The sequence below is a fragment of the Plasticicumulans acidivorans genome (assembly GCF_003182095.1).
GTDB lineage: Bacteria > Pseudomonadota > Gammaproteobacteria > Competibacterales > Competibacteraceae > Plasticicumulans > Plasticicumulans acidivorans.
This window is the reverse complement of sequence record NZ_QGTJ01000002.1, coordinates 208989-235338: the sequence shown is the minus strand read 5'-3', so window position 1 is coordinate 235338 and position 26350 is coordinate 208989. Positions and strand designations below refer to the sequence as shown.

Below are 26350 nucleotides of genomic sequence, written 5' to 3'. Positions count from 1 at the left end.
TCACGCCGTCGCTCCGCGCGCCAGCCGGCCGCTGGCGACCACGCGCCCGGCGCTGCGCAGCTCGAAGCCGAGGCCGTGCGCGCCGGCGCTGAAGCTCGCCTGCAGCCGCTCGCCGGGGCCGACCGGCTGCAGGAACTTGGCGCTGAGCACCTGCCAGTCGCCGGCCGCCGCGTCGGCGAGCGCATGCACCAGCAGGTCGAGCAGTAGCGCGCCCGGCAGCACCGGATGTGCGGGAAAATGGCCGGCGAACACCGGGTGCGTGGCCGGCAGCGACAGCGTCAGCGGTGCCGGCGTCACGGGGCGCTCCCGCGATGGGCAGCGAGCAGGGCCTCGCAGGCGGCGCGCGGCAGTTTGCCGGTGGCATTGCGCGGCAGCGTGGCGAGGTGGATCAGCGGTCGCGGCAGGAACACCGGGTCGATCGCCGCGCGCAGCGCGTGCAGCAGCGCCTCGCGGCCGAGCGTCGGGGCGACGACGAAGGCCGCCAGCCGGGTGATGCCGTGCTGCGCTGCGTCGTCCGCTGTTGCGTCCGGCATGTAGAAGGCGCCGTCGACGACGCCGGCGATGGCCAGCAGCTGATGGTTGAGGTAGGCCAGCGAAGTGCGCTTGCCGGCGATGTTGACCATGTCCTCGTCGCGGGCGCCGAGCATGAAGTGGCGGCTGTCGAGCGGCGTGATGGCGTCGCCGAGCGGCACCGGCGCCTCGATGTGGCCGCCGCTGACCCAGCCGCGGCCGTCGCGCTGCTGCAGCTCGATGCCGGGCATCAGCGTCCAGTGCTCTTCGCGGGCGCTGTCGCGTACCGCGACCTGTCCGCTTTCGGTGCTGCCGTAGATCTCGCTCAGCCGCGTCGCGCAGTGCGCTTCGATGGCGGCGGCGAGCGTGCGTTCGAGCGGCGACGTCGCGCTCAGCACGCGCGCCAGCGTCGGCAGTTCGGTACCGGCGGCGAGCAGTGTGCGCAGGTGGAACGGCGTGCTGACCAGCACCCGCGGTGCCGGCAGCGCGGCCAGTGCCGCGGCGATTTCAGCCGGGTGGAAGGGCCGTTCGGCGACCAGCGCGCCGCCGCCGTGCAGCGCCAGCAGCACCGTCGATTCCAGGCCGTACATATGCTGCGGCGGCACCGTGCCGAGCAGGGCGAAATTGCGGCCGTCGTCGAGGCCGAGCGCGCGGGCGCCGGTGCGGGCGTTGCGCACCAGCCGGCCCCAGCTCTTGCCGTGCGGCTGCGGCAGGCCGGTCGAGCCGGAGGTGAACACGCGAGCGGCCAGCTGCCCGGCATCGATCAGCGGCACCTGCGCCGGCCCGTCGTGGCGCTCGCCCTGCGGATAGATCAGTCGCGGCAGCGTGCCCGGCAGCAGCGCCGGCGCATCGGCTTCGCTGAGCAGTACCGTGTCGGGGGCATCGACCAGCAACTGGCGCACGACGCTTTCAGTCAGTGTCGACGGCAGCAGGCTGATGCGCCCGGCGAGTACGCCGGCGGCGAGGCCGACCGCGAAGTGGTAGCGGTCGCTGCAGACGTTGAGCAGGTGGCGTCCGGCCGGCAGCGCCGCGGCGACGCGTTCGATGTCGCCGAGCATGCGCCGGCGGCTGATCGGTGCACCGTGCCGCCAGGCGACGATGGCGTCGGCCTCGGTGTGGGACAGCAGCGGCAGCGGCGCGTCGGCGCTCATGACTGCGAGGCCTGGGTGGTCGCGCCGGCGTCGCCGAGGCGGCGGAAGGCGCGGATCGAATCGAGCAGCCCGGAACGCATCGACGCCGGCAGCAGGCACACGCGCAGCAGATATTCGGCGGCGAACAGGGCAATGACCAGCACCGGCGTCAGCGCATTGGCGAACAGTGACCAGCTCTCACGCGGGCCGAGTGCGAACAGCGCCAGCGAAGTCAGTGTCATCGTGGTGCAGAACAGCGCCCACACCTGGGTGACGCCGCGTGTGTAGCGGGCCGCCAGCGGCGGCAGCTGGCCGTGCACGAGCTGGTGCACGCGCGAGATCAGCGCCAGCTCGCCACGGCGCAGGGTGCTGCCGAACAGCAGCGCCAGCAGAGCGAAGCTGCCGGCGTGCTGCAGCAGGTAGATCCAGGCAAAGCCGCTGCGCAGCTGCGGCCAGCCGAGCGCCGTGGCCGCGGCGACAAGTGACCACACTGCCAGCCAGCGGCGGCGGTGCGTGGCGCGCCAGGCCAGCAGCAGGCCGAAACCGAGCGGTGGCAGCACGGCGACGGCTGCGCCGAGGTCGCTGGGCTGGGCGGATGCCGTGGTCAGGTGCACGGCCACCGAGTAGGTGACCAGCAGCAGGGCGGTGACGGCGGCACGCAGCAGAGGTCCGGCGCTCATCGTGGCGGCCACGATGCCGGCTCAGCAGGTGCGGTGAGCGCGGACGTAGTCCGCCAGCTGGGCCAGCGAGGAAAAAATGCGGACGTTGTCCTCGCTGTCGGCGCGCAGCGCGAAGCCGTAGCGCTTGGACACCACCAGCGCGAGTTCGAGGATGTCGATCGAGTCCAGTCCGAGACCTTCATCGCCGTACAGCGGCGCTTCGACCGCGATCGCCGAGGCGGCGACGTCGAGGTTCAGCGAGACGACGATCAGTTCGGCGATCTCACGTTGCAGGGTCGCGGTATCGTCATCGGAAAGCGGGGCGTGCGTGCTGGGCGACATGGCTGCAAATCTCGGCGGACGGCGCCCGCTTGGGCGAGGGCGGAGTGAACCGGCGAAGAACATGACTCGCATGCGGGCGCACAGCGCATGCAGAGCCGTGCACTCTGCGCATGTTCATAGAACGAACGCATATTAACGTTGCTGCGACGCAGGGTCCAAGTCACTGCACTGCAACATCTCAGGCTGGCGTGATGCGGCGCACACCTTCGGCGGAAGCGAGCAGCAGCACATCGGCCGGGCGCAGTGCGAACAGGCCGTTGCAGACGACGCCGGCAATGTCGTTGATCGCGCGTTCGAGGCCGCGCGGGTCGTCGATCTGCAGGCCGTGCACATCGAGGATCAGGTTGCCGTTGTCGGTGACGAACTGCTCGCGCCAGACCGGCTGGCCGCCGAGCTTGAGCAGCTGGCGGGCGACATGGCTGCGCGCCATCGGGATGACTTCGACCGGCAGCGGGAAACGGCCGAGGCGCTCGACCAGTTTCGAGGCATCGGCGATGCAGACGAAGCGTTCCGACGCCGCGGCGACGATCTTCTCGCGGGTCAGTGCGCCGCCGCCGCCCTTGGTCAGGCACAGCTGCGGGTCGGACTCGTCGGCGCCGTCGATGTAGACCGGCAGCGGGCCGACGGCGTTGAGTTCGTAGACCGGGATGCCGTGCGCGCGCAGGCGCGTGCTGCTGGCCTCCGAGCTGGAAACGGCGCCGTCGATGCGGCCCTTGATGCGCGCCAGCGCATCGATGAAGAAGTTCACCGTCGAGCCGGTACCGACGCCGACGATCATGCCGTCTTCGACGTATTCAAGGGCGGCTTCGGCGACACGCTGCTTGAGTTCATCCTGGGTCATGGAGGGACGATTCCGCAGGCGGGGGAGGAAGGGCGCGGATTGTAGCGCGGATGGACACCCTCGGGGCGGCGGTGCAATATCCCCTGTTTCGCCGCCAATCGGCGCTGTTTCCGAGCGCTGCGCTCACCATGCACGACTATATCCGCAAGATCCTCTCCGCCCGCGTCTATGACGTGGCGATCGAGAGCCCGCTGGACTCGCTGCCCCGCCTCTCCACCCGCCTCGGCAACACCATTCGGCTCAAGCGCGAAGACCTGCAGCCGGTGTTCTCCTTCAAGCTGCGCGGTGCCTACAACAAGATGGTCGGCCTGCCGCGCGAGGCGCTGGAGCGCGGTGTGATCTGTGCCTCGGCCGGCAACCATGCGCAGGGCGTGGCGCTGTCGGCGCAGAAGCTCGGCGTCAAGGCGACGATCGTGATGCCGCGCACCACGCCGCCGATCAAGATCAACGCCTGCAAGGCGCGCGGTGCACGCGTCGTGCTGTTCGGCGACACTTTCGACGAGGCCGCGCAGCACGCCCGCCAGCTCGAAGCCGAAAAGGGCCTGACCTTCATCCATCCCTACGACGATCCGGACGTGATCGCCGGCCAGGGCACCATTGGCATGGAGATCCTGCGTCAGCATCCGGACCCAATCCACGCGATCTTCGTCGCCGTCGGCGGCGGCGGGCTGATCGCCGGCATCGCCGCCTACGTCAAATACCTGCGCCCGGATATCCGCATCATCGGCGTCGAGCCCGACGATGCCGCCTGCCTGCAGGCGGCGATGCAGGCGGGCGAGCGTGTCGTGCTCGATCAGGTCGGTATCTTTGCCGACGGTGTCGCCGTGCGTCAGATCGGCGAGGAAACCTTCAGTCTGTGCCGCGAATACGTCGATGAGGTCATCACCGTCAGCACCGATGAAATCTGTGCGGCGATGAAGGACATCTTCGACGACACCCGCGCGATCGCCGAACCGGCCGGCGCCGTCGGTACCGCCGGCCTGAAGAAATACGTCGCCGAGCGCGGCATCAGCGGGCAGACGCTGGTTGCGATCAACTGCGGTGCCAACGTCAATTTCGACCGCCTGCGCCACGTTGCCGAGCGCGCGGAGATCGGCGAGCAGCGTGAGGCGCTGATCGCGGTGACGATTCCCGAGCGGCCTGGCGCCTTCCGCAAGTTCATCCAGACCCTCGGCAAGCGCGCGATCACCGAATTCAACTACCGCTACGCCGATGCCCGCGATGCGCAGATCTTCGTCGGTGTGCAGCTCAGCGAGGGGCGCGAGGAAAAACTGGCGCTGATCGAGCAGCTGCGCGGCGAGGGCTATCCGGTGCTCGACATGAGCGACAACGAGATGGCCAAGCTGCACGTGCGCTACATGGTCGGCGGCCATGCGCCGGGCATCGCCGATGAGGTGCTGTATCGCTTCCAGTTCCCGGAACGGCCGGGTGCGCTGCTGAAGTTCCTCAACTCGATGGTGCATGGCTGGAACATCTCGCTGTTCCATTACCGCAACCACGGCGCCGACTACGGTCGCGTGCTGGCCGGCGTGCAGGTGCCGGCGGGCGAGCGCGAGCGCTTCCGCCAGATCCTGGCGCAGCTCGGCTACGAGTACTGGGAGGAGACCGATAATCCGGCCTACCGGCGGTTCCTCGATGGCGGTGCGCGCTGAGCCGGCGGCTCATTCGAGGCCGAGGATGTAATCCCACTGCGCGGCGCTGACCGGCATCACCGACAGCCGGTTGCCGCGGCGCAGCAGCGGAAAATCGCCGAGCGCGTCGGCGTGCTCCTTGAGTTCGCTCAGGCTGATCGTGCGCTGGAGACGGCGCACGAAGCGGATGTCGACCATGTACCAGATCGGCTTGTCCGGCGTGCTCTTCGGGGCGTAGTGCTTGTCCGTCGGCTCCCAGGCGAGGAAGTCCGGGTAGCCGGTGCGCGCGATCTCGGCGATGCCGACGATGCCCGGCACCTCGGTGTTGGAGTGATAGAAGAACACCCGGTCGCCGAGCTGCATCTGGTCGCGCATCATGTTGCGCGCCTGGTAATTGCGCACGCCGTCCCAGTGCTCGGTGCGCTCGGGCATCGCTTCCAGCGCGTCGATGCTGAACTCGCCGGGCTCGGATTTCATCAGCCAGTGATTCATCGCCTGACCTGTCGGGGCGGGGAACGGGTCCGCAGTATCGCCCGAGTTCAGGCGCAGTACACGGCGGCTTCGGTGACGACCGCCGCGAGCGGCACGTCCCAGGGCTGGCGCGGCAGCTGCTCGACGCGCTGGCAGTCGTAGGCGAGGCCGAACAGCCGCGGTCGCGCCTCGGCATCGTCAAGCAGGAAGGCGAAGGTGCGGTCGTAGAAGCCGCCGCCCATGCCGAGGCGTCCGCATTGCACATCGAAACCGACCAGCGGCGTCAGCACCAGATCGACGTCGCGTGCGGCAAAACGCTCGGTGGCGTGCGGTTCCGGAATACCGAAGCGGTTGCTGCTCAGCTCGGCAGCGGCGGGCCACAGGCCGAAGTGCATGGCCTGATCGCCCTGCAGCACTGGCAGCAGCACGTCCTTGCCGCAGGCGCGGGCGATGTCGACCAGCGGTGCCGGATCGAGCTCGCCGTCGAAGGCGATGTACACGGCGACGCGCTGTGCGCTGGTGAAGGCCGGTTGGCTGGCGATGCGGCTGGCGACGCGGGCCGCTGCTTCAGCGCGGAAACCGGCGTCGAGCTCACGCCGGCGCGCGCGCAGCGCGCGGCGCAGATCGGTGGGCTGCATGGTCACAGGTGGGTTCTGCTGAGAGCGGGCAAAAAGAGGAGGCACCCCCCGCATGTGCCGTCCGGGCCTGGCCCTTGAACCAGTACTTGGTTCAAGTGGGAACCGGCACGATATCTAAGGCTTCCCGCTGCGAAGGCGGACTTGCACACCGATACCGCGTAACCGATCCCCCGGCTGTCAAACTATGGATCAAGGGGATTACGGCCCTATTCCTCGAACACCGCAGGGGATGCCCGTGAGACACACTATAGCGGCTGTTCGGTGATTTTGCTAAGGCTCGCGTCGACCAGGCGCAGCAGGCGTTCGGCCTGGGTGCGGGTCAGTTCGCGTTCGGCATTGGCTTCGCGTGAAATCTTCAGCAGCTCGTAGGCCAGATTGAGGCCGGCCATGACGGCGATGCGCTCGGGGCCGGAAATACGGCCGCTGGCACGGACTTCGCCGAGGCGCTCGTTGAGAAATGCGGCCGCCCGCTGCAGATCATCGATTTCCTCGGGCGGACACGCGACTTTGTATTCACCGTCCATGATGCGTACGGTGATGAGCTGGTTGCTCGCGGACATGCTCAGGACTCCAGGGTGCGCAGGCGTGAAACCATCAGTGCCAGGCGGTTCTCTGCGTCCTGCAGACGGGTGCGGAGGTCGTCGAGCTCGCTCTCGTAGCCTTCCCGCAGCGTGCCGAGTTCATCGGCGTGCAGGCTGCTCAGGTGCTCGATTTCTGTCACGTGAGCGGCCCGCAGTTCGGCCAGCTGTGTTTCGTAGTCGCTGCGCAGCGCTTCGACTTCACGGGTGTGGGTGGCCTGCAGCTCGCGCAGCTGGTGCTCGTGGCTGTCACGCAGGCGCGTGGTCTCATCGATGCGGGCCTGGCGGGTTGCCGCCAGTTCGACATCGAGGTGACCGACCTGCTGGCGCAGCTTGCGGTTGTCGCCGGCCATGGATTCGCCGAATCTGGCGAGTTCGCCGACACGTTTTTCGAGGGCAGACAGGGCCGGAGCGGGGCCTGGGACGAGGGTCGTTTCCATGGACGGGGACTATAGGTGGCGGTTTGCGACAGGGTCAATCGCCGCGTGGCCAAAGCGGCAAACTACCGGCGCGGCGATGCGGGGGTGTAGCATGCGGAGCCTTTCTGTGCCGTCCCGGGAGGCTTTCCGGCATGAACGATCGCTTTCGAACGCCGCCTTTTGACGAGATTCAGACCACGCTCTCGCGAGCCGGCAGCCTGAGTCAGGCGGCAGAGGTGCATGGTTTGCTGGTGGGCATGTACTGCGCGGATCAGTCGTTGAGCATGCACCGCTGGCTTGGCGTATTGCAGCAGGAGTTGAGCGACGTTGCGGCCCTGCAGGCCGACGGTCGCGTGCAGCTCGAATCACTGTTCACCGCCACCGGTGCCGCGCTGGCTGATGAGACCTTCGGTTTCGAGCCGTTGCTGCCGGATGCCGATGACAGTGCGCTCGATGAGCGTGCCGAGGCGCTCGGGGCCTGGTGCCAGGGCTTCATCTACGGACTGGGCCGCGAAGCGGCCGACCGCATCGACGCGCTGGGGGCCGATGCCCGCGAATACCTCGAAGATCTGCGCGAGATCGCCCAGGTCGGTTTCGATGCCGACGAGCCGTCGGACGATGATGAAACGGCGTATGCCGAAGTCGTCGAGTACGTGCGCATGGGGGCGCTGCTGGTGCACGCTTCACTGGCGCCACGCACGACGCACGACGCGCCGGTGCAGTTGCAGTAGTCAGGTCAGACTGGAGCGGGAGGCTGGGCGATGGGGGCGATCCGAATTGGCGCCGAAGAATACGCCGCGCGGCGTGCACGTCTGCTGGAGGCGATGGGGCCCGGCTCGATCGCCCTGATCGCCGCGGCGCCGGAGCGCCCGCGCAACCACGATGTCGTTTATCCGTACCGGCAGGACAGCGATTTCCGCTATCTGACCGGGTTCCCCGAGCCCGAAGCTGTCGCCGTGCTGCTGCCGGGCGCGGAAAAGCCCTACACGCTGTTCTGCCGGGCGCGCGATCCGCTGATGGAAACCTGGCACGGTCGCCGTGCCGGTCCGGCCGGCGCCTGCGAGCGCTACGGTGCCGACCAGGCTTTCACCCTCGATGAAATCGACCAGCGCCTGCCCGATCTGCTGGCGCACTGCGAGCGGGTGTTCTTCCGCTTCGGCTGCGATGCGGCGTTCGACCAGCGCGTGACCGGCTGGGTCAACGCACTGCGTGCGCGGCTGCGCAGCGGTGTCCATGTACCGCGCGAGTTCGTCAATCTCGACACCCTGCTGCACGAGCAGCGGCGGGTGAAGTCGGCCGCCGAGCTGGCGGTGATGGCCGAGGCCGGGCGCATCTCCGCGGCGGCCCACTGCCGGGCGATGCGCGTCTGCCGGCCGGGGATGTATGAATACGAGCTGGAGGCCGAAATCCTCCACGAGTTCGGTCGCCACGGTGCCGGCTGGTCGTATCCGTCGATCGTCGGCGGCGGCGACAACGCCTGCATCCTGCATTACACGGAAAACGACGCCGTGCTGCGCGACGGCGACCTGGTGCTGATCGACGCCGGCTGCGAGCTCGATCATTACGCCGGCGACATCACCCGCACCTTCCCGGTCAACGGCCGCTTCAGCGGGCCGCAGCGTGATCTCTACGAGCTGGTGCTGGCTGCGCAGCAGGCGGCGTTCGCCGAGATTCGCCCCGGCCAGGCCTGGCCGGCCTATCACGATGCCGCCGTGCGCACGCTGACCGCCGGCTTGGTCGATCTCGGCCTGCTCGCCGGCAGCGTCGACGAGCGCCTCGCCGACGAATCCTACAGGCGTTTCTACATGCACCGCACCGGCCACTGGCTGGGCATGGACGTGCACGATCCGTCCGAATACCGCAGCGGTGAAGACTGGTGCCGGCTGGCGCCGGGTATGGTGCTGACGGTCGAGCCCGGCCTGTACGTCGCGCCCGACGACAGCAGCGTCGACGAGCGTTTCCGCGGCATCGGCATTCGCATCGAGGATGATGTCGTCGTCACCGCAACGGGGTTCGACGTGCTGACTGGTGACGTGCCGAAGGCCGTCGATGATGTCGAAGCGCTGATGCGCGCGGTCTGAGGGAGGAGGCACGATGGCCGATGCAGCGGTGACCGCCAACGCCGTCGACTATGACATCGTCGTGGTTGGTGGCGGCATGGCCGGCGCCTGTCTGGCGGCAGCGCTCGACGGCCTCGGCCTGCGTATCGCGCTGATCGAGGCGCAGGCCTGGAGCACCGGCGATACGCATCCGGGCTACGACGAGCGCACGCTCGCGCTCGGCTGGGGTTCGCGGCGCATTTTCGAGGGGCTCGGTGTCTGGCCGGACCTGCTTGAGGCGGCGACACCGATCCGGCGCATTCATATTTCCGACCGCGGCCACGTCGGCGTGGCCCGTCTCGACTGCCGCGACGAAGGCGTCGAAGCGCTTGGCTATGTGGTTGCCGCGCGCGCCATCGGCGCCGCCTTGCAGCAGCGTCTGGCCGGTCTGCGCGACGTCGATCTGCTGTGCCCGGCGAGCGTCGAAAGTGTCGGCCCGGAAAGCACGGCGGTGGTTTTGCATGTGCGCACGGCGGGCACCACGCGGGCGCTCCGGGCCCGGCTGGTGGTGGCCGCCGACGGTGCCCGCTCGACCCTGCGCGAGCAGCTCGGCGTGCCGACGCTGGAGTGGGACTACGGCCAGACGGCGATCATCGCCAACGTCACGCCGCAGTATCCGCACGCCGGTGTCGCTTATGAACGCTTCACCGCGGATGGGCCGCTGGCGCTGCTGCCGCATGGCGAGCGCCGTTGCGCCCTGGTGCTGACCGTGGCGTCGCAGGCGGCCGATGCGGCGCTGGCGATGGACGATGCGGCTTTCCTCGCACTGGTGCAGGCGCGCTTCGGTGAGCGGCTCGGCCGCTTCGAGCGTGTCGGCCACCGTCAGGCGCACCCGCTGCGTCTGGTCAAGGCGCGTGAACACGCCCGCGAGCGTGTGGCGCTGGTCGGCAACGCCGCGCATACGCTGCACCCGATCGCCGGGCAGGGCTTCAATCTGGGCCTGCGCGATGTTGCCGCACTGGCTGAGGTCATCGTCGATGCAGTGCGCGCCGGCGCGGATCCGGGCGCGCCGAGCGTATTGGCGCGCTACGCCGACTGGCGTCGCTGGGATCAGCGCAAGACCATCGGCTTCACCGACGGTCTTGCCCGTCTGTTCACCAGTCCGCTGCCGCCGCTGATGCTGGCGCGCAATCTCGGCCTGCTGGCCTTCGACCTGTGCGCACCGGCCAAGCGTGCGCTGGCGCGGCAGATGATGGGGCTGGCCGGGCGCCAGCCGCGGCTGGCCTGCGGCCGGCCGTTGACCGCCTGACGGAGTATCCGGGGAACATGAGCATGGAACCGCAAACGGACGAACGCAGAACGACACCGGCCGCCTGCGATGTGCTGATCGCCGGCGGCGGCATGGTCGGCGCCGCACTCGCCTGTGCCCTCGGCGACAGTGAGCTGCGCGTGGTGCTGGTCGAGCCCGTGGCGACGGCGCCGCTGCTACCCGGCGCGCCGGCACAGTGCCGGGTGTCGGCGATCGCGCGCGCCTCGCAGCGGGTGTTCGCCGCGGTCGGTGCCTGGGAGCGCATGCTCGAACTGCACGACGGGCAGGGCCGGCGCGAGAGCCGCGTCTGTGCTTATCGCGGCATGGAGGTCTGGGATGCCGGCGGGCCGGGGCGGATTCATTTCGATGCCGCCGAAGTCGGTGAGGAATGCCTCGGCTGGATCATCGAAAACGACGTGATCCAGGCTGCACTGCTGCAGCGGGCGGGCGAGTTCGCCAACATCGAGCGGGTCAGTGGTGTAGCGGTCAGCGGCATCGTCGAGCAGGCCGATGGCGTCGAGGTGCAGCTCGCCGACGGCCGGGCCTGGCGCGCGGCGCTGCTGGTCGGTGCCGATGGCGCCAATTCGCAGGTGCGCCGCTGGGCGGGCTTCGATACCGCCGGCTGGGGCTACGCGCAGCATGCCGTGGTCTGCCCGGTGCGCACGGCGCTGCCGCATGCCGATACCGCCTGGCAGCGTTTTCTTCCCAGCGGGCCGCTGGCCTTCCTGCCGCTGTTCGATGGCCGCAGCTCGATTGTCTGGTCGACCACGCCGGAGCAGGCCGCACGTCTGCTGCGCCTCGACGAGGCGGCGTTTGCGCTGGAGCTGGGCGAAGCCTTCGAATATCGCCTCGGCCAGATCGAGGCCGTCGGTGAACGCGCGGCGTTTCCACTGCGGCTGCAGCACTCGCCGCAGTACGTGAAGCCGCGCATCGCGCTGATCGGCGATGCCGCCCACGTGGTGCATCCGCTGGCCGGACAAGGTGTCAATCTCGGTCTGCTCGATGCCGCCAGCCTGGCCGAGATCGTCCTGCAGGCACACGCCGGCGGGCGCGATGTCGGCGGCCTGCAGGGGCTGCGTCACTACGAACGCTGGCGCAAGGGCGACAATCTGCTGATGCTGGCGGCAATGGATGGCTTCAAGCGGGTGTTCGGTTCGTCGCTGGCGCCGGTGCGCGCCGCGCGCAGTGCCGGTCTGCTGCTGGCCAACGCCATCGAGCCGCTCAAGCGCCTGCTGGTGCGCCGCGCGCTCGGGCTCAGCGGCGAGCTGCCGCGACTGGCTCGCGCGGTCTGACGCGAGGCTGCTGTTTGATCGCCACAAAGTGTCGTTGCGGGGATACACTCGTTGCTCAAGTTCAACCCGCCGGCCGCGCCGGCTCCCGTATGGATACCCGAACGATGCTCAGAAGCTTGCTGCTCGCCTGTCTGCTGGCGGCTCCCTTGGTGCACGCCGACGAGCTCGTCTCCTCCGCGGCCGGTGGGCGCGAAGTCGGGTTGACGATCTACCACGCCGATCTGGCGCTGGTGCGTGATATCCGCAAAGTCACCTTGCCGGCCGGTGAGTCGCAACTGGCGCTGACCGGCATCAGTTCGCAGATCCAGCCGGAGACCGCGCTGCTGGCGAGCGACCGGCCGCTGGAAGTGCTCTCGCAGTTCTACCGCTTCGACGCCTTGAGCAGCGATGCGCTGCTCGAACGCTCGATCGGCCGCGAGATCGAGGCGGTGCGCGTCAACCCGGCGACCGGCGAAGAGCGGCGCGAGAAGGCCGTGCTGCTGTCGATCCGTGATGGCCAGGCGGTGTTTCGCATCGGTGACCGCATCGAATCCGACGGCGCGCTGTCGCCGTGGCGCCTGGTGCTGCCCGCCAGCCCCGAGCTGCGCACCGAGCCGACGCTGGTCAGTCAGGTGCACAGTTCCTCGGGCGGCGATCACCTGGTCGAGCTGTCCTATCTGTCGCGCGGGTTTTCCTGGGAGGCGGATTACGTTCTGCGGCTGAGCCCCGGCGAGGACGGCATGGACCTGCTGGCCTGGGCGACGATCCACAACGCCACGGCGACGGTGTTCGACAAGGCGCGGCTGTCGCTGGTCGCCGGCGAGGTCAACCGCCTCGGCGGCATGAACGCCGGCGCGCTTGCCGGGAGCGCGGCGGATGCGGGTGACGGCGGCGACGGGCGCGGTGCTGACATGCCGGCCGTGTCGGCGGTGGCACCCGAGGATCGTCAGTTCGAATACCAGATCTACAAGCTCGACCGCCCGATCACGCTGCCGGCGCGCCAGTCGATCCATGTGCCGCTGTTCGCCATTTCCCGTGCGCCGGTGCGCAAGCTGTATCGCATCAACGCGCCGCTGGCGTTGTTTGGCGCCAGCCCCGGCGTGCTCGACCTGCGCGTGCAGACCGCGCTGGCCTTCGCCAACACCGCGCCGGGTCTCGGCCGGCCGCTGCCCTCGGGCGCGGTGCGTGTCTACCAGCGCGAGCCCGGCGGTTCCGGGCAGTTTCTCGGTGAGGCGCGCATCCCGCCGGTCGCCGAGGGTGACGAAGCGGTCATCGAAGTTGGCGCCAGCCTCGATCTCGGTGCCCGCCGGCGGCAGACCGACTACCGGCGGCTGCCGCGCGAGGAGCAGGAAGCGGCCTGGGCGATCGAGTTCCACAGCACGAAGTCCGAGCCGGCGACCGTCGAGGTGACGCAGCCGTTCACCGGCCAGTGGCGCATCGTCGAGGAGTCGTTTCCGCATCGGCGTGACAGCACCGACATGGCGCACTGGGAAGTGCCGGTGCCGGCCAACGGTCGCGTGACGCTGAGCTACCGGGTGCGCAGCCGATGAGTGGGGAGTGTGAACTGTGCCGGCTCGACGAGCTGGCTGACGGTACCAGCAAAGGCATCATCGTCACGCCGGGCGCACATTACGCCGATGTCATTCTGGTGCGCCGTGGCGCCGAGGTGTACGCCTGGCGCAACTGCTGCCCGCATACCGGCGCGCCGATGGAATGGCAGGCCGACCAGTTTCTCGATTACACCGGCGAGTACCTGCAGTGCGGTATCCACGGTGCGCTGTTCCGCGTCGACGACGGTTACTGTCTGCGTGGTCCGTGTGTGCGTCAGCGGCTTTACTCGATCGCTGTCGTCGTGCGCGACGGCCGGGTCATTGCCCTCGACGCCGACAGTCTGCCGCGTCGCTGAGATTTTCCTGAGAGGTTTTCGATGAGTCACCTGACGCAGATTCGTGTGCGCGGTTATCACCTGGATTTGTACGGACACGTCAACAATGCGCGCTACCTGGAATTTCTTGAGGAGGCGCGCTGGGCCTGGTTCGAGAGTGGCGGTGACGTCAATCGTTTTCAGGATCGCGGCTGGGGCTTTGCCGCGGTCAACATCAACATCAGCTACCGGCGCCCGGCCCTGCTTGGCGAGGTGCTCGAAATCCGCACCAGTCTCGGCAGGTTCGGCCGCAAGAGCGGCGTGATCCGTCAGGACGTGGTGCTCGCCGACAGCGGTCAGCGCGTTGCCGATGCCGACGTGACGTTCTGCATCATCGATCTGGCGAGCGGCCGCGCGCTGGCGCTGGATGACGAGCTGCGTGTCGCGCTCGGCGCGCAAACGGAGGCGGACGATGGCGGTGTCTGAATGGCAGAGGCTGCGTCGGCCGTACCTGTGGCAGGCTCTGGCCTGGCTGCAGGTCGGTATCGTTGTCTGGCTGGAGCTGACGCCGAGCCCGCCGGCAGCGCCGGACTTCCTCGCCTGGGACAAGGCGCAGCATTGCCTGGCCTACGCCGGGCTGGCCTGGTGGTTCGGCCAGTGCTTCAAGCGCGGCTGGCACTGGCCGCTGTTTCTGATCACGCTCGGCGTGGCGCTGGAGTTCCTGCAGGGCTGGGGCGGCGTGCGCACCTTCGATGTCGACGACATGCTCGCCAATGCGCTGGGTGTCGCCATCGGCACGGCCCTGGCCGTGTCGCCGCTCGGCCGGCTGATCGCCTGGCTCGACCGGCGGCTGCCGGCGGCGGCCTAGCGCGTGTTATGAACCCGGCTCGCGTCTATGTTAGGACCCCTGCTGATCGAAACGCGGAATTTGCCCTAGTGATGTCAGCGACGAAGATTTGAGCTTCCTGGTCCCGCACGCTAATGCTGTTTAGCGTGGCGCAGCAGTAATGTGTACGGGGCAGTGGGTACTCTCAGAATTGCTGGTGTTGTACCGTAACAACGGTTAGCGAACAAGATCGTGCGCAGGTTGGCATGTTGGCCGAGGCGATGTAGGTGCTGACCTGACCAGCGCGCGGAACTGGCCTTGTCGGTCAATGCGGGCGATACAGGCGAGGCTCCCTCGGGGATATATGGCAGCGGCTGGAGGTGATCGAGCAGCCCGAAGCTAAGCACGGCTTCGTGCCGCTGCCGCAGCGCTGGGTTGTCGGGTGGCAAGCTTTAACTAGCTAGCAGATGGCTATGAATACCTGCTACGGAGCGTCTAGGGGCTGCGTTTCCTTGTGTTCCCGCTGCTGCCCAAGACGTTTACTGTGGCAGCAGATACGGGTTCATAGGTTCATAACAGGTTCTAGGAGCGCAAATGCACCGCAAACCTAAACAGCATTGGCAAGAAGATGCGATTGCGTTAAGCAGCGCTGCGGCGGGCGCCAATGTGGTGCACCCTAATACCGTCGCTCAAACTGTGACCGATCCAGCGATCATTGATCGGGGCTGCCTGTACGCGGAGGCGATTAACCAAACTCGTCCCCTTGCGAAGCCAGGGGCCGAGGCCCTTCGCATCGCTGATATGGTGCGCGACGGCACGGCACGTCCGCATGGTCTGACCCAGACCGTCGCCGAGCGCATGGCTACCTCGGGGCGGTCACTCGATTCGTTCATCAACGGCGCCAACCCCCGAGGGAAGGCTGCCGAAGTGGTCGTAACCTCTGACTATCGCGCGCTGCACGTCGGGCATGACACCGGGATCGTCAACCCGCCTGAGCATGTCGCTCAGAATCTCCGAGACATCCGCCTTGCGCCGGATGCGGCGAGCCGCAAAGACCTCGTCTTCGCGTTCGAGACCAAGAACGGAGACGTTCTTTGGAAGTACAACGGCCAAGTCAAGACGGGCGGTGCGCAGTACGTGTCGGACACGCTTGTTGAGATGGCGAAAACGCCTGGGTACGGGAAGGTCGGCTACGTCGACGCCCGCTATGTCAACCCAGATGGTACGCCTCGTGTCGCCCCAGACGCCTTCACATCAGGTCAAGCAAGGCGGCTTCAGGGTGCCGAGGTTCGCCTGCGGGGGGTCTCGAATCTTGAGAAGCGCGCTGACCAGTTGATGGCGGACATTGAGTCTGGGAAACGCGATGGTCTCGCTCCGGTTGCGCGTCAGGAGTTGCAGCAGCTCCGCGACGACATTGCTGCCGCCTACCGCGCACGCGGCGTCGTTAGCCACATCGGCGGTGGCGCAGTGATCGCTGCCGCGTCAGCGGCTGTCGTGTCTCTCGTCGTGCAGCTCGCAACGGAGGGTAAAGTAGACGCGAAGACCGTCGGCAAGTCTGCTGGCACCGGCGCGATCTTTGGGGCGGGGGGGGCGGCCGCCGACGCTAGCTTTTACCACTTTGGCACGGAGGTCCGCGAGTTGGTGCCGGAGGCTGCCACGGAGTTCGCCAAACAAGGAGTGGCTATCGGATTCTGCGTGCTCGCGGTTGGTACCGACCTCATTTCCGAGATACGTGCAGCTTGCCGTGGTGACGTGACCGTGGCCGGTGCTGTCGGCGGCACTGCCGCAAAGACGGCTCTGGATCTCCTCCCGCTCGTGATGGCGCCACTCGGGCTTGCGGGTCTCCCGGTTCTCGTCGGCGCCCAGGTCGGTGGGCGTTGGCTCATCGGCAAGACGCGTGAGGCCGACCGTGTGCTGGAACAGGCAATCGCGGCTGACGTTGCGCTTGCGGAGAACATCACGCAGCGGATGACTGCGTTCACTCAGGTGGTCGAAGACATGACGGCCGATTGCGTCGATACCGACGCGCTTTTCAACCAGGTCATGGGACCAGATTCCTGTGAGCCTTGGATGCGGCTTCATCTGCTTAAAAACTAGTAAACCAGATCATTTGGGGTACACCACTATGAGCGACGATGACCGTAGCGGCTCTGGAATCGCAGCACTCATCGGCATAATAAGCCTACTCTTCGGCACCGGAGGCATTGCCTACGGGCTCGATCAGCGCCAGAAGAGGAAGAAGGAGCAGGCCGCAAACCGCGCACGTCTTCAGCAAATCGAGGCTGAACTTACATTGAAAGAATTGCAGCTCGTTTCGCTCCGGAACTTGCTTGGGGACAAGAACGAGCAGGTACGCATTCTCGCGACTGAGATCACTCGACTTCGAAGTGCTGCGAACGAGATGAGGCGCTTGGCATAAAGGATTGCTCCTCCGCCCCAGTGGCTCTATTGCTTTCGGTCGACGACGTCTAGGGCACACTCACGCAGCACACGAGGTGCTCTCGGTATGTTGTAGGACCAGCTTGCAGCCGCTGCCGGTGCGTCTCGTGCCGTTGTTAATCAACTCGAAGGCGGCTTGACGGCGACGGGCGAGCCGCATCTTTCGACAGTGGTGTACCTCGTCGCTGCGCTTGGGATCTCTCCCGTTTTTCTCCTCCTCAGATGAGACGAGCTCGACGCGATCACAGGCGTGTCCAAGAGCAAAGAGATGAAATGCGTTGGGTCTCACCTCTTCGCGGGGGCGTTGGAAACGATGAAACGGTTGCCTTGTTCCGACGTGGCAAAGAACCGAACGACGGTGGTCGAGATGGGGGTGACGACAGTTACCACAGCGGGTATGTCCACTGGCGCTACCGAGGCGGTGCAGGTGCACGGCATGTAGTTGGAAGTGATCAAGTATCAACGCGATGTACGGCTTCGGAAGGCTACCGCAGCCTTGGGAGGAGCATTGCTGCGCTTGACTGACACGCCTACGACGGTGATCTGTAACTACAAGCACTTGTCGCAAACCCTCTAGAGGCGTCGCGCCGTCTGGTTTTTGTCTGCCTGCTGCTGTCTAAGGCGTTGGTGATGGTCATAACACAGATCCTAGCGCGTCACCGCGACCACGCGCAGGCGCTCGTCGCGGGCGATCAGCTGGCGCAGGCGATCGATGTTCGGATGCTTGCCGGGATGTTGCTCGGCATCGGCCGTGTGTTCGGCATACAGCTCCAGTGCGCGCTGCGCCGCGGCCGCATCGATGCAGCCGTCGACGGCCACGGCGTGGTAGACGGCGAGCGAGCCGGCCTGGCCGGGACGGTTGTCGATGCGTCCGGCCGGCACTTCGCCGGCATAGAGTTCGAGCGCGGCCAGGTGCGCGACCGGGGGTAGGGTGGCGAGCACTTCGCTGAAGGTCATGCCCGATCTCCCTGGCCCGGCACTGCGTGCCGGCGACGGCCGCGGTCGTTGCGCCACAGCACTTCGCTGCCGCCCTCGTCACGGGCGAGCACGCGACCGAGTACGAACAGCAGGTCGGAGAGGCGGTTCAGGTAGGCCTGGGCCTGCGCATTGATGTTCTCCTCGCGGGCCAGACGCACCATCTGCCGTTCGGCGCGGCGGCAGACGGTGCGTGCCAGATGGCAGGCGGCCGCGGCCACGCCGCCGCCGGGCAGGATGAACTCCTTCAGCGGTGGCAGTTCGGCGTTGAACTGGTCGAGGTCGGATTCGAGCTGGCCGACATCGTTGGCGCTGATCGCCGTATAGCCCGGCATGCACAGCTCGCCGCCGAGATCGAACAGCTTGTGCTGCACCTCGCTCAGCACGTCGCGGATGCTGTCGCGAACCGGCTGCGCCAGCACCATGCCAATGGTGCTGTTGAGCTCATCGCAATCGCCCATGACCTCGACGCGCAGGGCGTCCTTGGCTATGCGCGAGCCGTCGCCGAGGCCGGTGCTGCCGCCGTCGCCGGTGCGGGTGTAGATCTTCGAAAGCCGGTTGCCCATCGCCTGTTCTCCTCCGACGCCTGCGTGGCGTCGCTGTCGTCATCGCCGCCGGGCGGCGCTCCCTGCCGCCTCGCTGCAGCCGCGTGCGCGCTCAGCGCAGGCCGTATTCCACCGCCAGCCAGGCTTCGCGGCCCGGCATCGGATAGCCGCTGACCGTCTGGTAGTCGCGGTCGAAGGCATTGTCGATGCGGGCGCTGAGCGACCAGGCGTGGTCGATACGGTAGGCGGCGCGCAGGTTCAGCACGCCATACCCGGCCTGCGGCAGCTCATCAGGATAGCGTGCGGCGAGCAGGGTCGCGCCGGCGCTCCAGCGACCGAGGTCGCGATCGACGTCGAGGCGGGCACTGCGGTCGGGACGGTTGGGCAGTGCATCGCCGGTGTTGCGATCCTCGGCCTGCAGCCAGTCGGCGGCCAGCGCCACGTGCCAGCCGTCGGCGCGGTAGTCGGCACCGAACTCGACGCCGCGCAGCCGCGCTTCGGCGACGTTGTCCGGCGTGTAGCGCCAGCTTTCGTCGGCGGTCCACTGGATCAGGTTGTCGACGTCGGTGCGGAAGGTCGCCAGCCGCCAGCCGAAGGCGCCGAGCTGCTGGCTCAGGCCGAGATCCCAGCCGCGTGATTCCTCGGGCTTGAGGTTCGGGTTGCCGGCTGACCACGGGCTTTCCGGGTAGTACAGGTCATTGAAGGTCGGCGCCTTGAAGCCGGTGGCGTAGCTCGCCGTCAGGCGCAGGCTGCCCGGCAGTGACCAGCCCCAGCCGAGGCGGCCGGTGGTGCGGGTGTCGATCGCCTCGATGTCGTCGCGGCGCAGGCTGAGCTGCAGGTCGTGAGCGCCGAGGCGCAGGGTATCGACGGCGAACAGGCTGCGGGTGATGCGCTCGTCGCGGGTGAAGTCCTGCACGCCGCTGCCGTCGATGCGCTCGCGCAGCCACTCGACGCCGAGGCTCAGCGTGTTGTTCTTGATGAAGCTCAGATCGTTCTGCCAGGTGAACTGATCGCGGTGGGTGTTGAAGGCGCCGGTGGAGACATCGCCGCTGAAGTCTTCGGACTGGTCGCGGCTCTGGCCGAGGGTGGTGCGCATGCGCCAGACCTCGTTGATGCGGTTGTCGGCGTTCAGCGCCAGCGCCTGCTGCGCGTACTTGCCGCTGGCGTCCAGCGCCGCCGGGTAGCCGTCGTATTCGTTTTCGCCCTGCGTGCGCAGTGCGGTCAGGCCGAGGCTCTGGCCGGGGGCGAACTCGTGCTTCAGACGCAGGCTGCCGGCGAGGTTGCGATAGCCGTCGCGATCGCTGTTGTGGTTGATGTTCTCTGCGCTGGTGGCATCGAAGCCGGCGGTATCGAAGGTCGACAGGCCGGCACTGATCTGTGTCGCGCCGTCGCGCCCGCCGAAGCCGACTGCCGCTTCGCGGCCCTGCTGGGTGCCGAGTGCGGCGCGCGCCCACGGCGCGATCGGGCCGTCTTCTTCGCGGGTGAAGGCCTGCACCACGCCGCCGATCGCATCGGAGCCGTAGAGGCCGGACTGTGCACCGCGCACCACCTCGACGCGGCCGAGCAGCACCGTCGGCAGGTTCTGCCAGGCCGGCTGGCCAAGCGTTGCCGAACCCAGGCGCAGGCCGTCGAGCAGCAGCAGCGTCTGTCCGGCGTTGGCGCCGCGCAGGTACAGCGAGGTCGCCTTGCCGGCGCCGCCACTGTTGCCGACGTCGATACCGTTGAGCCCGCCGAGCAGGCCCGGCAGCGTGGCGGCCTGGGTGCGCTCGATGTCACTGCGGTCGAGCACGGTGGTGTCGGCGGTGGCATGTGCCAGCGGCTGCTCGCTGCGCGAGCCGGTGATGACGATGGTGATCGGCTCGTCGGCATCCTGCGCGAGCGCCGGTGCTGCCACCGCGAGGGCGGCGAGGCCGCAGCTGAAAACTTTCATGAAGGGATACCCCATCGGTTCAGTCGAACGGAATGGGGGCGAAATCGGCCGCCTTCCTTAGAGGAAGCCCGGCATGACAGGCACGCGCGGCCGCTTGAGACGGCTCGCGCGGCTGTCGGTGTCGCCCGCCGCAACACCGACTGAAAGGCTGCGGGCCGGTCTCCTGGCTCGCGCGTGGGCCTGAGGCCCGGCGGCGACCGCCTTCCCGCGCATGACGCAGTGGCATAGGGTCGTCGCGCTTCGCGCTCACAGTTGCGGGGGCAGCGTCGGCATTACACCGACTTCCCGTTTCAGTCCTCGATCGAGGACCACCCGAAGCGTTTCCAGCGGATGGCGCGCACCATACGAGGGCGTAATGAAAGGCGTCAACCGCGGTTCGATACCATCGGGCCGGCTCTGAGCCGCCGCGCGCCGCGCGCAATAAAGAATGCCCCGATCCGGAGGCCGGGGCGGGGCAAAGGGGGAAAGCGACACTCTGGTGCAGCCAGAGTCGGGCGCACACGCTGATGACGCAGATACCCGACAAGTCTGCGCACTGTAAGCATCACTTCGGATTAGTGCGACTTTTCTTCAGATGAGATTTTTGCAACTGAACGCCGCTGTTCAGCTGCCCTGACGCGTACGTGCCGCGCGGATGCCGGTGACGAAGCGCTGCAGCGTGCTCGACAGCTGTCCGGGTTCGAGCATCACTTCGATCAGCGAGAAGCAGCCGTGCCGCTCGCAGGCGGCGAACAGCGCCGCATGCAGCTCGCGGCGCGTGCGCACGCGCACGCCGTGTCCGCCGAGGCCGGCCGCCAGTTCGGCGAAACGCCATTCGCCGATGGCGGTGAACTGCGATTCGGGCTGGAACACGCGCAGCATCTCCCAGCTGGCGTTGTTGAAGACGACGACGATCGGGTCCCAGCCGTAGCGCTGGCAGTTGCCGAGCTCCCAGCCGGTCATCTGGAAGGCGCCGTCGCCGACCAGGATCAGCGGCCGCTGGCCGGTGGTGCCCTGAATGCCGAGGCCGGCCGGCACGCCGAAACCCATCGTCGCGTAGTAGCCGGGCGCCGTCAGCGGCGTGTTGGCCATGCTCATCGCGGTGAACAGGCAGTCGCCCATGTCGGCGGCGATCGGCAGCGGGCCGTGCTCGCGCAGCAGCGCGGCCAGCGCGGCGGCGATGTCGTTCGGCGTGATGCGCGCATCGTCGACCAGCGGTGGTGGCAGCGTTGCGGTTTCCGCCGGCAGGCGGCCGTGTGGCGGCTGCAGGTCGCGCACCAGCGCCAGCAGCGCTTCGAGCAGCGCGCCGAGCGGCAGCTGCGGATAGTGGTGATAGCCGATCTGCACCTGGCGGTCGGCGGCGTAGATCGCACGGCGCATGTCGATCTGCCGTGAGGAGACGCCGAAGTTGGTGTCGCACAGCAGCACGCCGAGCATCAGCACGCAGTCGGAATCCTCGACCAGCGCGCTGATCGCCGGGTCGCCGGCGATGCCGAGGTAAGTGCCGGCCACCGGCACGTCGGTTTCGGCGAGCAGGCCGCGACCCATGAAGGTGGTGATCACCGGGATGCCGAGCCGCCGCGCCAGCTCGGCGACGCGCTCTTCCTGGCCGTAGCGGCGCACTTCGATGTCGACCAGCATCACCGGCCGCTCGGCGCCGGCGATGCGGGCGAGGACTTCCTCGGCGCAGGCGGCGGCGGCTTCCGGGTCGTGCGGCGTCGGTGGCAGCAGCGGCACCGGCGCGCAGCTGGCGCCGACCATGTCGCGCGGCACTTCGATCAGCACCGGCCGCGACTGCTCCTGACAGGCGTGCAGCACGCGGGCGATTTCGGCCGGCGCGCTGGCGGCGTCGTCGAGCCGGGTCTGGGCGCAGGTGATCTCGCGGTAGATGGCGAACTGTGAATCGGTGGTTTTGACCTGGTGATGCAGCAGCACGCCGGAGCGCACCTCGGCGGCGCCCGGTGCACCGGAAATCACCACCAGCGGGCTGCGCTCGGCGTAGGCGCCGGCTACCGGATTGATCAGATTCAGTGCACCGGCACCGTAGGTGACGGCAGCGACGCCGAGCTTGCCGTTGAAGCGAGCGGCGGCATCGGCGGCAAAGCCGACCCCCGGCTCATGCGACAGCGTGTACAGCGGCAGGATGCCGCTTTCCTCGACGATGCGGAAAAAAGGCAGCGCGAAGTCCCCGGGAATGCCGAAGATTTCGCGCGCGCCACGAGCGGCGAGGGCGTTGAGCAGGGAGAGAGCGATGTTCATCGGGCGAGCCTCTGACGACGGCGAGCGGCGGTCCGACCGCCTCGGTCGCCAAGGAGTAGCAGAGTTCGCCCGGCCGGCTGCGGCCGTTGCATCGCGACTGGCGTGTCACTTGCGTATCGAAGGCGTCCGCGTGCGTAAGTCCGTCCTTACGAACAGTGCGGGCATGTCTCGGACGCTAAATAAACCGCCTATTGTGGCAGCGCATAGGTGTCAATTATTCTTTCAGATACGTACACATAACCATACGACGTAGCGTCAGGAGTACCGGGCATGCGCTTGCAGATCCTGTTTGAGGACCGCGTCGGCATCGCCATGGCGGTGTTGACCATCCTTGCCCGCCACAACATCAACATGAGCTCCGGCGAAATCGTCACGCATGCCGAAGGCCGCGGCTCCTTCTTTCTGCATGCCGCCGCGATGACGCTCGATGAACTGCATCAGGTGCTGCCGGAGATCCGCCAGGTTCCCGGCGTGCGCGACGTGCGGCCGATCCCGCTGATGCCGGGCGAGCGCAAGCAGTCGGAACTGCGCACGCTGCTCGCGGCCCTGCCGGCGCCGGTGCTGTCGCTCGACCTCGAAGGTCGTGTCGTCGTCGCCAATGAATCGGCCCAGCGCCTGCTGCGGCTGAAGGGGCCGGACGGCCAGGGCGCGCTGCTGCCCTCGCTGGTCGAGAACCTCGATCTGGTCGAGCGCATCAATCGTCTCGACCGCGCTGAATACGGCGTGCGTCTGGCGGTGCGCGGGCAGGCCCTGCTCGCTGATTTCTTCCCGGTGCTGGTGCCGCTGGCGCGTGCCGGCAAGTCGCTGTCCGGCGCGGTGATGGTGCTGCACGGCGGCAGTCTGGAGCCGGCGGTGATTTCGGAAACCGGCTTTGCCTCGATCATCCACCGCTCGGCGGCGATGCGCGCGGTGGTCGCCCAGGCGCGGCGCATGGCGCCGCTGGCGGTGCCGATCCTGATCAGCGGCGAGCCCGGCTGCGGCAAGGCACGGCTGGCGCACGCCTGCCATCTGGCCGGGCCGCGGCGCGAGGCGCCGTTCCTGCGCATGACCGGCAGCGATCTGTCCGATCCGACCGCCGAGTCGATCCTGTTCGGCGCCCGCGACCAGGCCGGACTGCTCGAACAGGGCGCCGGCGGCACGCTGTTTTTGTCGGACGTTGCCGAGCTGTCGCCGTCGATGCAGGCCAAGCTGCTCGGTTTTCTGCAGGACGGGCGTTTTCGCCGCGTCGGCGGCGTCGAGCCGTGGCGCTCGGACGTGCGCGTGATCGCCGCCACCCGCGTCGATCTGACCGCACTGGTGCGCGAAGGCCGCTTCCGCGACGACCTCTACTACCACCTCAACGTGCTCAGCCTGCGCATGCCGCCGCTGCGCGAGCGCCAGGCCGACGTGCTGCCGCTGGCACTGGAGTCGATCGAACTCGCCGCCCGCCGCCTCGGTTGCGCGGTGCCGCGCCTGACCCCGGAAGCCGAGGCGGCGCTGCTCGCCCACGCCTGGCCGGGCAACGTGCGACAGATGGAAAACACCCTGCTGCGCGCCGTCACCGTCTGCGAGGGCGGGGCGATCACCCCCGAGCACCTGGCGCTCAGTCACGAGGCGGCACCGGCCGGGCTCGACGAGGCCTTGTTCGAGGGCTCGCTGGCCGAGGCGCTGTCCCGCGTCGAGCGGCTGATGCTGGCGCGGCTGTATCCGCAGCATCCGAGCACGCGCCAGCTGGCACGCCGGCTCGGTCTTTCACACACCGCGGTCGCCAACAAGCTGCGCCAGTACGGCATCGGCGGTTCCGGCGGCAATCGCTGAGATGCGCGCCGGTGTGCTCGCGGCCGGCGCAGAGGAGAGGGCAATCGGTATGAAGGGCACGCTCATCACCGGGATACTGCTGGTGGCGCTGGGAGTCGCGGCGCTGGTCTACAAGGGTGTCAGTTACACCGAGGAAGAAACGATCCTGCAGATCGGGCCGATGAAGGCGACCGCCGCCACCGAAAAACACGTTTTCGTGCCGGAATGGGCGGCGTATGTCGGCATTGGATTAGGTGCCGTGCTGATCGTCGCCGGCCTGCGCCGCTGAGACGGCCGCTGTCAGCGGCGCCAGCGTCCACGGCCGGTCGGCGTAGCGCGCGCGCAGGAAGTCGATGAAGGCGCGCGTCTTCGCCGGCGGTCGCGGCGAGGGCATCACCGCATGTACGCCGATGTCGCCGATGCTCCAGTCTTCCAGCACCGGCAGCAGGCGACCGGCGCGCACGTCGTCGACGGCGATGAAATCCGGCAGCTGTACGAAGCCGAGGCCGGCACAGGCGGCAGCGCGCAGCGCGTGACCGCCGTTGGCGCGCAGCGGGCCGCTGACATGCACGCGCAGCGGCGTGCCGTCGGCGCTGGCGAATTCCCATTCCGATGAGCGTCCGCGCGGATGGCGATAGGTCAGGCAGGGCAGGCCGGCCAGCTCGCCGGGGTGGCGCGGCTCGCCGTGGCGGGCGAGACAGGTCGGGGCGACCAGCGTATGCAGGCGCATGCTGGCCAGGCGGCGGGCGACCAGCGTCGAGTCGTCGAGCGCGCCGACGCGGATCGCCACGTCGATGCCTTCCTGCACCAGATCGGTGTAGTGATCGTCGAGCGTCAGTTCGAACTGCACCTGCGGATACTGGGCGGCGAATTCGGCGAGCAGCGGTGCCACGTAGCGCTCGCCGAAGGTGACCGGCGTGCTCAGGCGCAGCAGGCCGCGCGGCTGGCCGCCGAGCTCACTGATGCGCTCGCTGGCTTCCTCCAGGGTCGCGCGCAGGCGCTGGCAGTAGCCGTAGAACACCTCGCCGCTTTCGGTCAGGCTGATCTGTCGCGTGGTGCGGTGCAGCAGCCGGGTGCCGAGGCGCAACTCCAGTGCATTCAAACGCTTGCTGACCAGCGCGCGGGAGACCTCAGCCTCGCGCGCCGCCGCCGCCAGCCCGCCGAGCTCGACGATGCGGGCGAACAGCAGCATGTCCTCACTCGAACCGAGCATGTGAGTTCCCTGAAGACTGTTGAATTGGGTTCAACAATGATGTCACGAGTGCCACGTCGATAGCGGCTCAAGTGCTTGATAGGCTGGATCTGCTTTCAGCGTTCATCGACTTGAGGGACTTCGCACATGTGGCGCAATTCAACATCGGCTTACGGCCTGCTCGCCCGTGCGCTGCACTGGACGATCGCGCTGCTGATCCTCGGCCTGATCCCGCTCGGCTGGTACATCACCACGCTCGATTACTACGATCCGGCCTACCGCACGCTGCCGAATCTGCACCGCGGCCTCGGCGTCCTCGTGCTGCTGCTGGCCGTGACGCGCATCGGCTGGGCGATCGCCAACCGTGCGCCGCCGCTGGCGGTGAGCCTCAAGCCCTGGGAACGCCTCGGCGCACTGCTCGGCCATCGTCTGCTCTATCTGGCGACGCTGGCGATTCCGCTGACCGGCTATCTGACGACGACCTCGAAGGGCAACCCGGCCAATCTGTTCGGCTGGTTCTCGCTGCCGGCGCTCGTCAGCGGCGGTGAGTTCTATCAGGAAACCGTCGCCGCGCTGCATGAACTGGCTGCCTGGGGCACGCTCGCGCTGGTGATCGTCCATGCCGCCGCGGCGCTCAAGCATCAGTTTCTCGATCACGACGGCACGCTCGCCCGCATGACGGGCCGGCTGCCGCGCGATTGACCCCCGCCATCGACTTTCAGGAGAT

General features: G+C 67.8%; 28 protein-coding genes, 1 other RNA gene and 1 riboswitch. Of the genes, 14 read left to right on the top strand and 15 right to left on the bottom strand.

Annotation, left to right across the window (positions count from 1 at the left end):
• From C7443_RS20560 to rpiA, 5 genes are all read right to left on the bottom strand, one after another.
• Nucleotides 1–297 carry an ApeI family dehydratase gene (locus C7443_RS20560; protein ID WP_342774200.1) on the bottom strand — a complete coding sequence of 99 codons (297 nt, stop codon included), beginning with the start codon at nt 295–297 and terminating at the stop codon, nt 1–3.
• The gene (locus tag C7443_RS03670; protein ID WP_342774199.1) at nt 294–1661 is read right to left on the bottom strand and encodes an AMP-binding protein; all 1368 of its coding nucleotides are present in this window, start codon (nt 1659–1661) and stop codon (nt 294–296) included. Before C7443_RS03670 ends, C7443_RS20560 begins: the two co-directional genes overlap by 4 nt.
• The gene (locus tag C7443_RS03665; RefSeq protein ID WP_146213225.1) at nt 1658–2320 is read right to left on the bottom strand and encodes a COG4648 family protein; all 663 of its coding nucleotides are present in this window, start codon (nt 2318–2320) and stop codon (nt 1658–1660) included. Before C7443_RS03665 ends, C7443_RS03670 begins: the two co-directional genes overlap by 4 nt.
• Before the next feature lie 21 nt (nt 2321–2341).
• The gene (locus C7443_RS03660; RefSeq protein WP_110017216.1) at nt 2342–2641 is read right to left on the bottom strand and encodes a phosphopantetheine-binding protein; all 300 of its coding nucleotides are present in this window, start codon (nt 2639–2641) and stop codon (nt 2342–2344) included.
• Nucleotides 2642–2819: 178 nt separating this feature from the next.
• The gene (rpiA, locus tag C7443_RS03655; protein ID WP_110017215.1) at nt 2820–3482 is read right to left on the bottom strand and encodes a ribose-5-phosphate isomerase RpiA; all 663 of its coding nucleotides are present in this window, start codon (nt 3480–3482) and stop codon (nt 2820–2822) included.
• 128 nt (nt 3483–3610) lie between these two features.
• Here rpiA and ilvA point away from each other — a divergent pair, with 128 nt between their 5' ends.
• Complete coding sequence (ilvA, locus tag C7443_RS03650; protein ID WP_110017565.1) at nt 3611–5134, top strand: threonine ammonia-lyase, biosynthetic; 1524 nt, start codon at nt 3611–3613, stop codon at nt 5132–5134.
• Nucleotides 5135–5143: 9 nt separating this feature from the next.
• Here ilvA and C7443_RS03645 read toward each other — a convergent pair whose 3' ends face one another.
• The 5 genes from C7443_RS03645 to C7443_RS20065 form a co-directional block, all read right to left on the bottom strand.
• On the bottom strand, nt 5144–5605 hold the full coding sequence (locus C7443_RS03645; protein WP_110017214.1) for an EVE domain-containing protein: 462 nt from the start codon (nt 5603–5605) through the stop codon (nt 5144–5146).
• A gap of 47 nt (nt 5606–5652) precedes the next feature.
• On the bottom strand, nt 5653–6222 hold the full coding sequence (locus tag C7443_RS03640) for a 5-formyltetrahydrofolate cyclo-ligase (RefSeq protein WP_110017564.1): 570 nt from the start codon (nt 6220–6222) through the stop codon (nt 5653–5655).
• A gap of 41 nt (nt 6223–6263) precedes the next feature.
• Nucleotides 6264–6454, bottom strand: a non-coding RNA gene (gene ssrS, locus C7443_RS03635) — 6S RNA.
• Nucleotides 6455–6467: 13 nt separating this feature from the next.
• Nucleotides 6468–6782 (bottom strand): cell division protein ZapA, encoded by a 315-nt coding sequence (locus C7443_RS03630; protein WP_110017213.1) that lies wholly within the window; start codon nt 6780–6782, stop codon nt 6468–6470.
• A gap of 2 nt (nt 6783–6784) precedes the next feature.
• Nucleotides 6785–7240 carry a hypothetical protein gene (locus C7443_RS20065; protein ID WP_170123480.1) on the bottom strand — a complete coding sequence of 152 codons (456 nt, stop codon included), beginning with the start codon at nt 7238–7240 and terminating at the stop codon, nt 6785–6787.
• 131 nt (nt 7241–7371) lie between these two features.
• Here C7443_RS20065 and C7443_RS20060 point away from each other — a divergent pair, with 131 nt between their 5' ends.
• The 10 genes from C7443_RS20060 (at nt 7372) to C7443_RS03580 (ending at nt 16947) form a co-directional block, all read left to right on the top strand.
• Nucleotides 7372–7950, top strand: a complete 579-nt coding sequence (locus C7443_RS20060; RefSeq protein WP_170123479.1) for a UPF0149 family protein — start codon at nt 7372–7374, stop codon at nt 7948–7950.
• 39 nt (nt 7951–7989) lie between these two features.
• On the top strand, nt 7990–9300 hold the full coding sequence (gene pepP, locus C7443_RS03620) for a Xaa-Pro aminopeptidase (RefSeq protein WP_110017562.1): 1311 nt from the start codon (nt 7990–7992) through the stop codon (nt 9298–9300).
• A gap of 13 nt (nt 9301–9313) precedes the next feature.
• The gene (gene ubiH, locus C7443_RS03615; RefSeq protein ID WP_110017212.1) at nt 9314–10567 is read left to right on the top strand and encodes a 2-octaprenyl-6-methoxyphenyl hydroxylase; all 1254 of its coding nucleotides are present in this window, start codon (nt 9314–9316) and stop codon (nt 10565–10567) included.
• A 23-nt stretch (nt 10568–10590) separates the two neighbouring features.
• Entirely contained in the window at nt 10591–11859 is a 1269-nt protein-coding gene (locus tag C7443_RS03610; protein WP_110017561.1) for a UbiH/UbiF/VisC/COQ6 family ubiquinone biosynthesis hydroxylase, read from the top strand.
• Between the two features lie 104 nt (nt 11860–11963).
• A complete protein-coding gene (locus C7443_RS03605) occupies nt 11964–13388 on the top strand; it encodes a DUF4139 domain-containing protein (RefSeq protein WP_110017211.1) in 1425 nt (474 codons plus the stop codon).
• Nucleotides 13385–13744, top strand: coding sequence for a Rieske (2Fe-2S) protein (locus C7443_RS03600; RefSeq protein ID WP_110017210.1), 360 nt, complete (start codon nt 13385–13387; stop codon nt 13742–13744). Before C7443_RS03605 ends, C7443_RS03600 begins: the two co-directional genes overlap by 4 nt.
• A gap of 21 nt (nt 13745–13765) precedes the next feature.
• The gene (locus C7443_RS03595; protein WP_110017209.1) at nt 13766–14188 is read left to right on the top strand and encodes an acyl-CoA thioesterase; all 423 of its coding nucleotides are present in this window, start codon (nt 13766–13768) and stop codon (nt 14186–14188) included.
• The gene (locus C7443_RS03590) at nt 14175–14570 is read left to right on the top strand and encodes a VanZ family protein (protein ID WP_170123478.1); all 396 of its coding nucleotides are present in this window, start codon (nt 14175–14177) and stop codon (nt 14568–14570) included. The genes C7443_RS03595 and C7443_RS03590 overlap by 14 nt, the downstream gene beginning before the upstream one ends.
• 552 nt (nt 14571–15122) lie before the next feature.
• The gene (locus C7443_RS03585; RefSeq protein WP_110017207.1) at nt 15123–16625 is read left to right on the top strand and encodes a hypothetical protein; all 1503 of its coding nucleotides are present in this window, start codon (nt 15123–15125) and stop codon (nt 16623–16625) included.
• Between the two features lie 28 nt (nt 16626–16653).
• The gene (locus tag C7443_RS03580; protein WP_110017206.1) at nt 16654–16947 is read left to right on the top strand and encodes a hypothetical protein; all 294 of its coding nucleotides are present in this window, start codon (nt 16654–16656) and stop codon (nt 16945–16947) included.
• Nucleotides 16948–17615: 668 nt separating this feature from the next.
• On the opposite strand, the gene C7443_RS03570 is transcribed toward C7443_RS03580, so the two are convergent.
• The 4 genes from C7443_RS03570 to ipdC form a co-directional block, all read right to left on the bottom strand.
• Complete coding sequence (locus C7443_RS03570; RefSeq protein ID WP_110017204.1) at nt 17616–17924, bottom strand: DUF2322 family protein; 309 nt, start codon at nt 17922–17924, stop codon at nt 17616–17618.
• Nucleotides 17921–18508: a cob(I)yrinic acid a,c-diamide adenosyltransferase gene (locus C7443_RS03565; RefSeq protein WP_110017203.1), complete on the bottom strand. Its 588-nt coding sequence runs from the start codon at nt 18506–18508 to the stop codon at nt 17921–17923. Before C7443_RS03565 ends, C7443_RS03570 begins: the two co-directional genes overlap by 4 nt.
• 91 nt (nt 18509–18599) lie before the next feature.
• Nucleotides 18600–20417, bottom strand: coding sequence for a TonB-dependent receptor domain-containing protein (locus tag C7443_RS03560; protein ID WP_170123477.1), 1818 nt, complete (start codon nt 20415–20417; stop codon nt 18600–18602).
• A gap of 136 nt (nt 20418–20553) precedes the next feature.
• Nucleotides 20554–20748: riboswitch (cobalamin riboswitch) on the bottom strand.
• A gap of 272 nt (nt 20749–21020) precedes the next feature.
• The gene (ipdC, locus tag C7443_RS03555; protein ID WP_110017201.1) at nt 21021–22655 is read right to left on the bottom strand and encodes an indolepyruvate/phenylpyruvate decarboxylase; all 1635 of its coding nucleotides are present in this window, start codon (nt 22653–22655) and stop codon (nt 21021–21023) included.
• 270 nt (nt 22656–22925) lie between these two features.
• On the opposite strand from ipdC, the gene C7443_RS03550 reads away from it, so the two are divergent.
• Nucleotides 22926–24452, top strand: a complete 1527-nt coding sequence (locus tag C7443_RS03550; RefSeq protein ID WP_110017200.1) for a sigma 54-interacting transcriptional regulator — start codon at nt 22926–22928, stop codon at nt 24450–24452.
• Nucleotide 24453: 1 nt separating this feature from the next.
• Entirely contained in the window at nt 24454–24720 is a 267-nt protein-coding gene (locus tag C7443_RS03545) for a hypothetical protein (RefSeq protein WP_246004529.1), read from the top strand.
• On the opposite strand, the gene C7443_RS03540 is transcribed toward C7443_RS03545, so the two are convergent.
• The gene (locus C7443_RS03540; RefSeq protein WP_110017198.1) at nt 24682–25644 is read right to left on the bottom strand and encodes a LysR family transcriptional regulator; all 963 of its coding nucleotides are present in this window, start codon (nt 25642–25644) and stop codon (nt 24682–24684) included. The genes C7443_RS03545 and C7443_RS03540 overlap by 39 nt on opposite strands.
• A gap of 126 nt (nt 25645–25770) precedes the next feature.
• Between C7443_RS03540 and C7443_RS03535 the strand changes: the two genes are divergently transcribed.
• Nucleotides 25771–26325: a cytochrome b gene (locus C7443_RS03535; protein WP_110017197.1), complete on the top strand. Its 555-nt coding sequence runs from the start codon at nt 25771–25773 to the stop codon at nt 26323–26325.
• The last annotated feature ends 25 nt before the right edge of the window (nt 26326–26350 follow it).

What these genes read in the sequence shown, in the direction of transcription:
- C7443_RS03670 (WP_342774199.1), bottom strand. Translation starts at nt 1,661, where the DNA reads ATGAGCGCCGACGCGCCGCTGCCGCTGCTGTCCCACACCGAGGCCGAC.
- C7443_RS03665 (WP_146213225.1), bottom strand. Translation starts at nt 2,320, where the DNA reads ATGAGCGCCGGACCTCTGCTGCGTGCCGCCGTCACCGCCCTGCTGCTG.
- C7443_RS03660 (WP_110017216.1), bottom strand. Translation starts at nt 2,641, where the DNA reads ATGTCGCCCAGCACGCACGCCCCGCTTTCCGATGACGATACCGCGACC.
- rpiA (WP_110017215.1), bottom strand. Translation starts at nt 3,482, where the DNA reads ATGACCCAGGATGAACTCAAGCAGCGTGTCGCCGAAGCCGCCCTTGAA.
- ilvA (WP_110017565.1), top strand. Translation starts at nt 3,611, where the DNA reads ATGCACGACTATATCCGCAAGATCCTCTCCGCCCGCGTCTATGACGTG.
- C7443_RS03645 (WP_110017214.1), bottom strand. Translation starts at nt 5,605, where the DNA reads ATGAATCACTGGCTGATGAAATCCGAGCCCGGCGAGTTCAGCATCGAC.
- C7443_RS03640 (WP_110017564.1), bottom strand. Translation starts at nt 6,222, where the DNA reads ATGCAGCCCACCGATCTGCGCCGCGCGCTGCGCGCGCGCCGGCGTGAG.
- C7443_RS03630 (WP_110017213.1), bottom strand. Translation starts at nt 6,782, where the DNA reads ATGTCCGCGAGCAACCAGCTCATCACCGTACGCATCATGGACGGTGAA.
- C7443_RS20065 (WP_170123480.1), bottom strand. Translation starts at nt 7,240, where the DNA reads ATGGAAACGACCCTCGTCCCAGGCCCCGCTCCGGCCCTGTCTGCCCTC.
- C7443_RS20060 (WP_170123479.1), top strand. Translation starts at nt 7,372, where the DNA reads ATGAACGATCGCTTTCGAACGCCGCCTTTTGACGAGATTCAGACCACG.
- ubiH (WP_110017212.1), top strand. Translation starts at nt 9,314, where the DNA reads ATGGCCGATGCAGCGGTGACCGCCAACGCCGTCGACTATGACATCGTC.
- C7443_RS03610 (WP_110017561.1), top strand. Translation starts at nt 10,591, where the DNA reads ATGGAACCGCAAACGGACGAACGCAGAACGACACCGGCCGCCTGCGAT.
- C7443_RS03605 (WP_110017211.1), top strand. Translation starts at nt 11,964, where the DNA reads ATGCTCAGAAGCTTGCTGCTCGCCTGTCTGCTGGCGGCTCCCTTGGTG.
- C7443_RS03600 (WP_110017210.1), top strand. Translation starts at nt 13,385, where the DNA reads ATGAGTGGGGAGTGTGAACTGTGCCGGCTCGACGAGCTGGCTGACGGT.
- C7443_RS03595 (WP_110017209.1), top strand. Translation starts at nt 13,766, where the DNA reads ATGAGTCACCTGACGCAGATTCGTGTGCGCGGTTATCACCTGGATTTG.
- C7443_RS03590 (WP_170123478.1), top strand. Translation starts at nt 14,175, where the DNA reads ATGGCGGTGTCTGAATGGCAGAGGCTGCGTCGGCCGTACCTGTGGCAG.
- C7443_RS03585 (WP_110017207.1), top strand. Translation starts at nt 15,123, where the DNA reads ATGCACCGCAAACCTAAACAGCATTGGCAAGAAGATGCGATTGCGTTA.
- C7443_RS03580 (WP_110017206.1), top strand. Translation starts at nt 16,654, where the DNA reads ATGAGCGACGATGACCGTAGCGGCTCTGGAATCGCAGCACTCATCGGC.
- C7443_RS03570 (WP_110017204.1), bottom strand. Translation starts at nt 17,924, where the DNA reads ATGACCTTCAGCGAAGTGCTCGCCACCCTACCCCCGGTCGCGCACCTG.
- C7443_RS03565 (WP_110017203.1), bottom strand. Translation starts at nt 18,508, where the DNA reads ATGGGCAACCGGCTTTCGAAGATCTACACCCGCACCGGCGACGGCGGC.
- C7443_RS03560 (WP_170123477.1), bottom strand. Translation starts at nt 20,417, where the DNA reads ATGAAAGTTTTCAGCTGCGGCCTCGCCGCCCTCGCGGTGGCAGCACCG.
- ipdC (WP_110017201.1), bottom strand. Translation starts at nt 22,655, where the DNA reads ATGAACATCGCTCTCTCCCTGCTCAACGCCCTCGCCGCTCGTGGCGCG.
- C7443_RS03550 (WP_110017200.1), top strand. Translation starts at nt 22,926, where the DNA reads ATGCGCTTGCAGATCCTGTTTGAGGACCGCGTCGGCATCGCCATGGCG.
- C7443_RS03545 (WP_246004529.1), top strand. Translation starts at nt 24,454, where the DNA reads ATGCGCGCCGGTGTGCTCGCGGCCGGCGCAGAGGAGAGGGCAATCGGT.
- C7443_RS03540 (WP_110017198.1), bottom strand. Translation starts at nt 25,644, where the DNA reads ATGCTCGGTTCGAGTGAGGACATGCTGCTGTTCGCCCGCATCGTCGAG.
- C7443_RS03535 (WP_110017197.1), top strand. Translation starts at nt 25,771, where the DNA reads ATGTGGCGCAATTCAACATCGGCTTACGGCCTGCTCGCCCGTGCGCTG.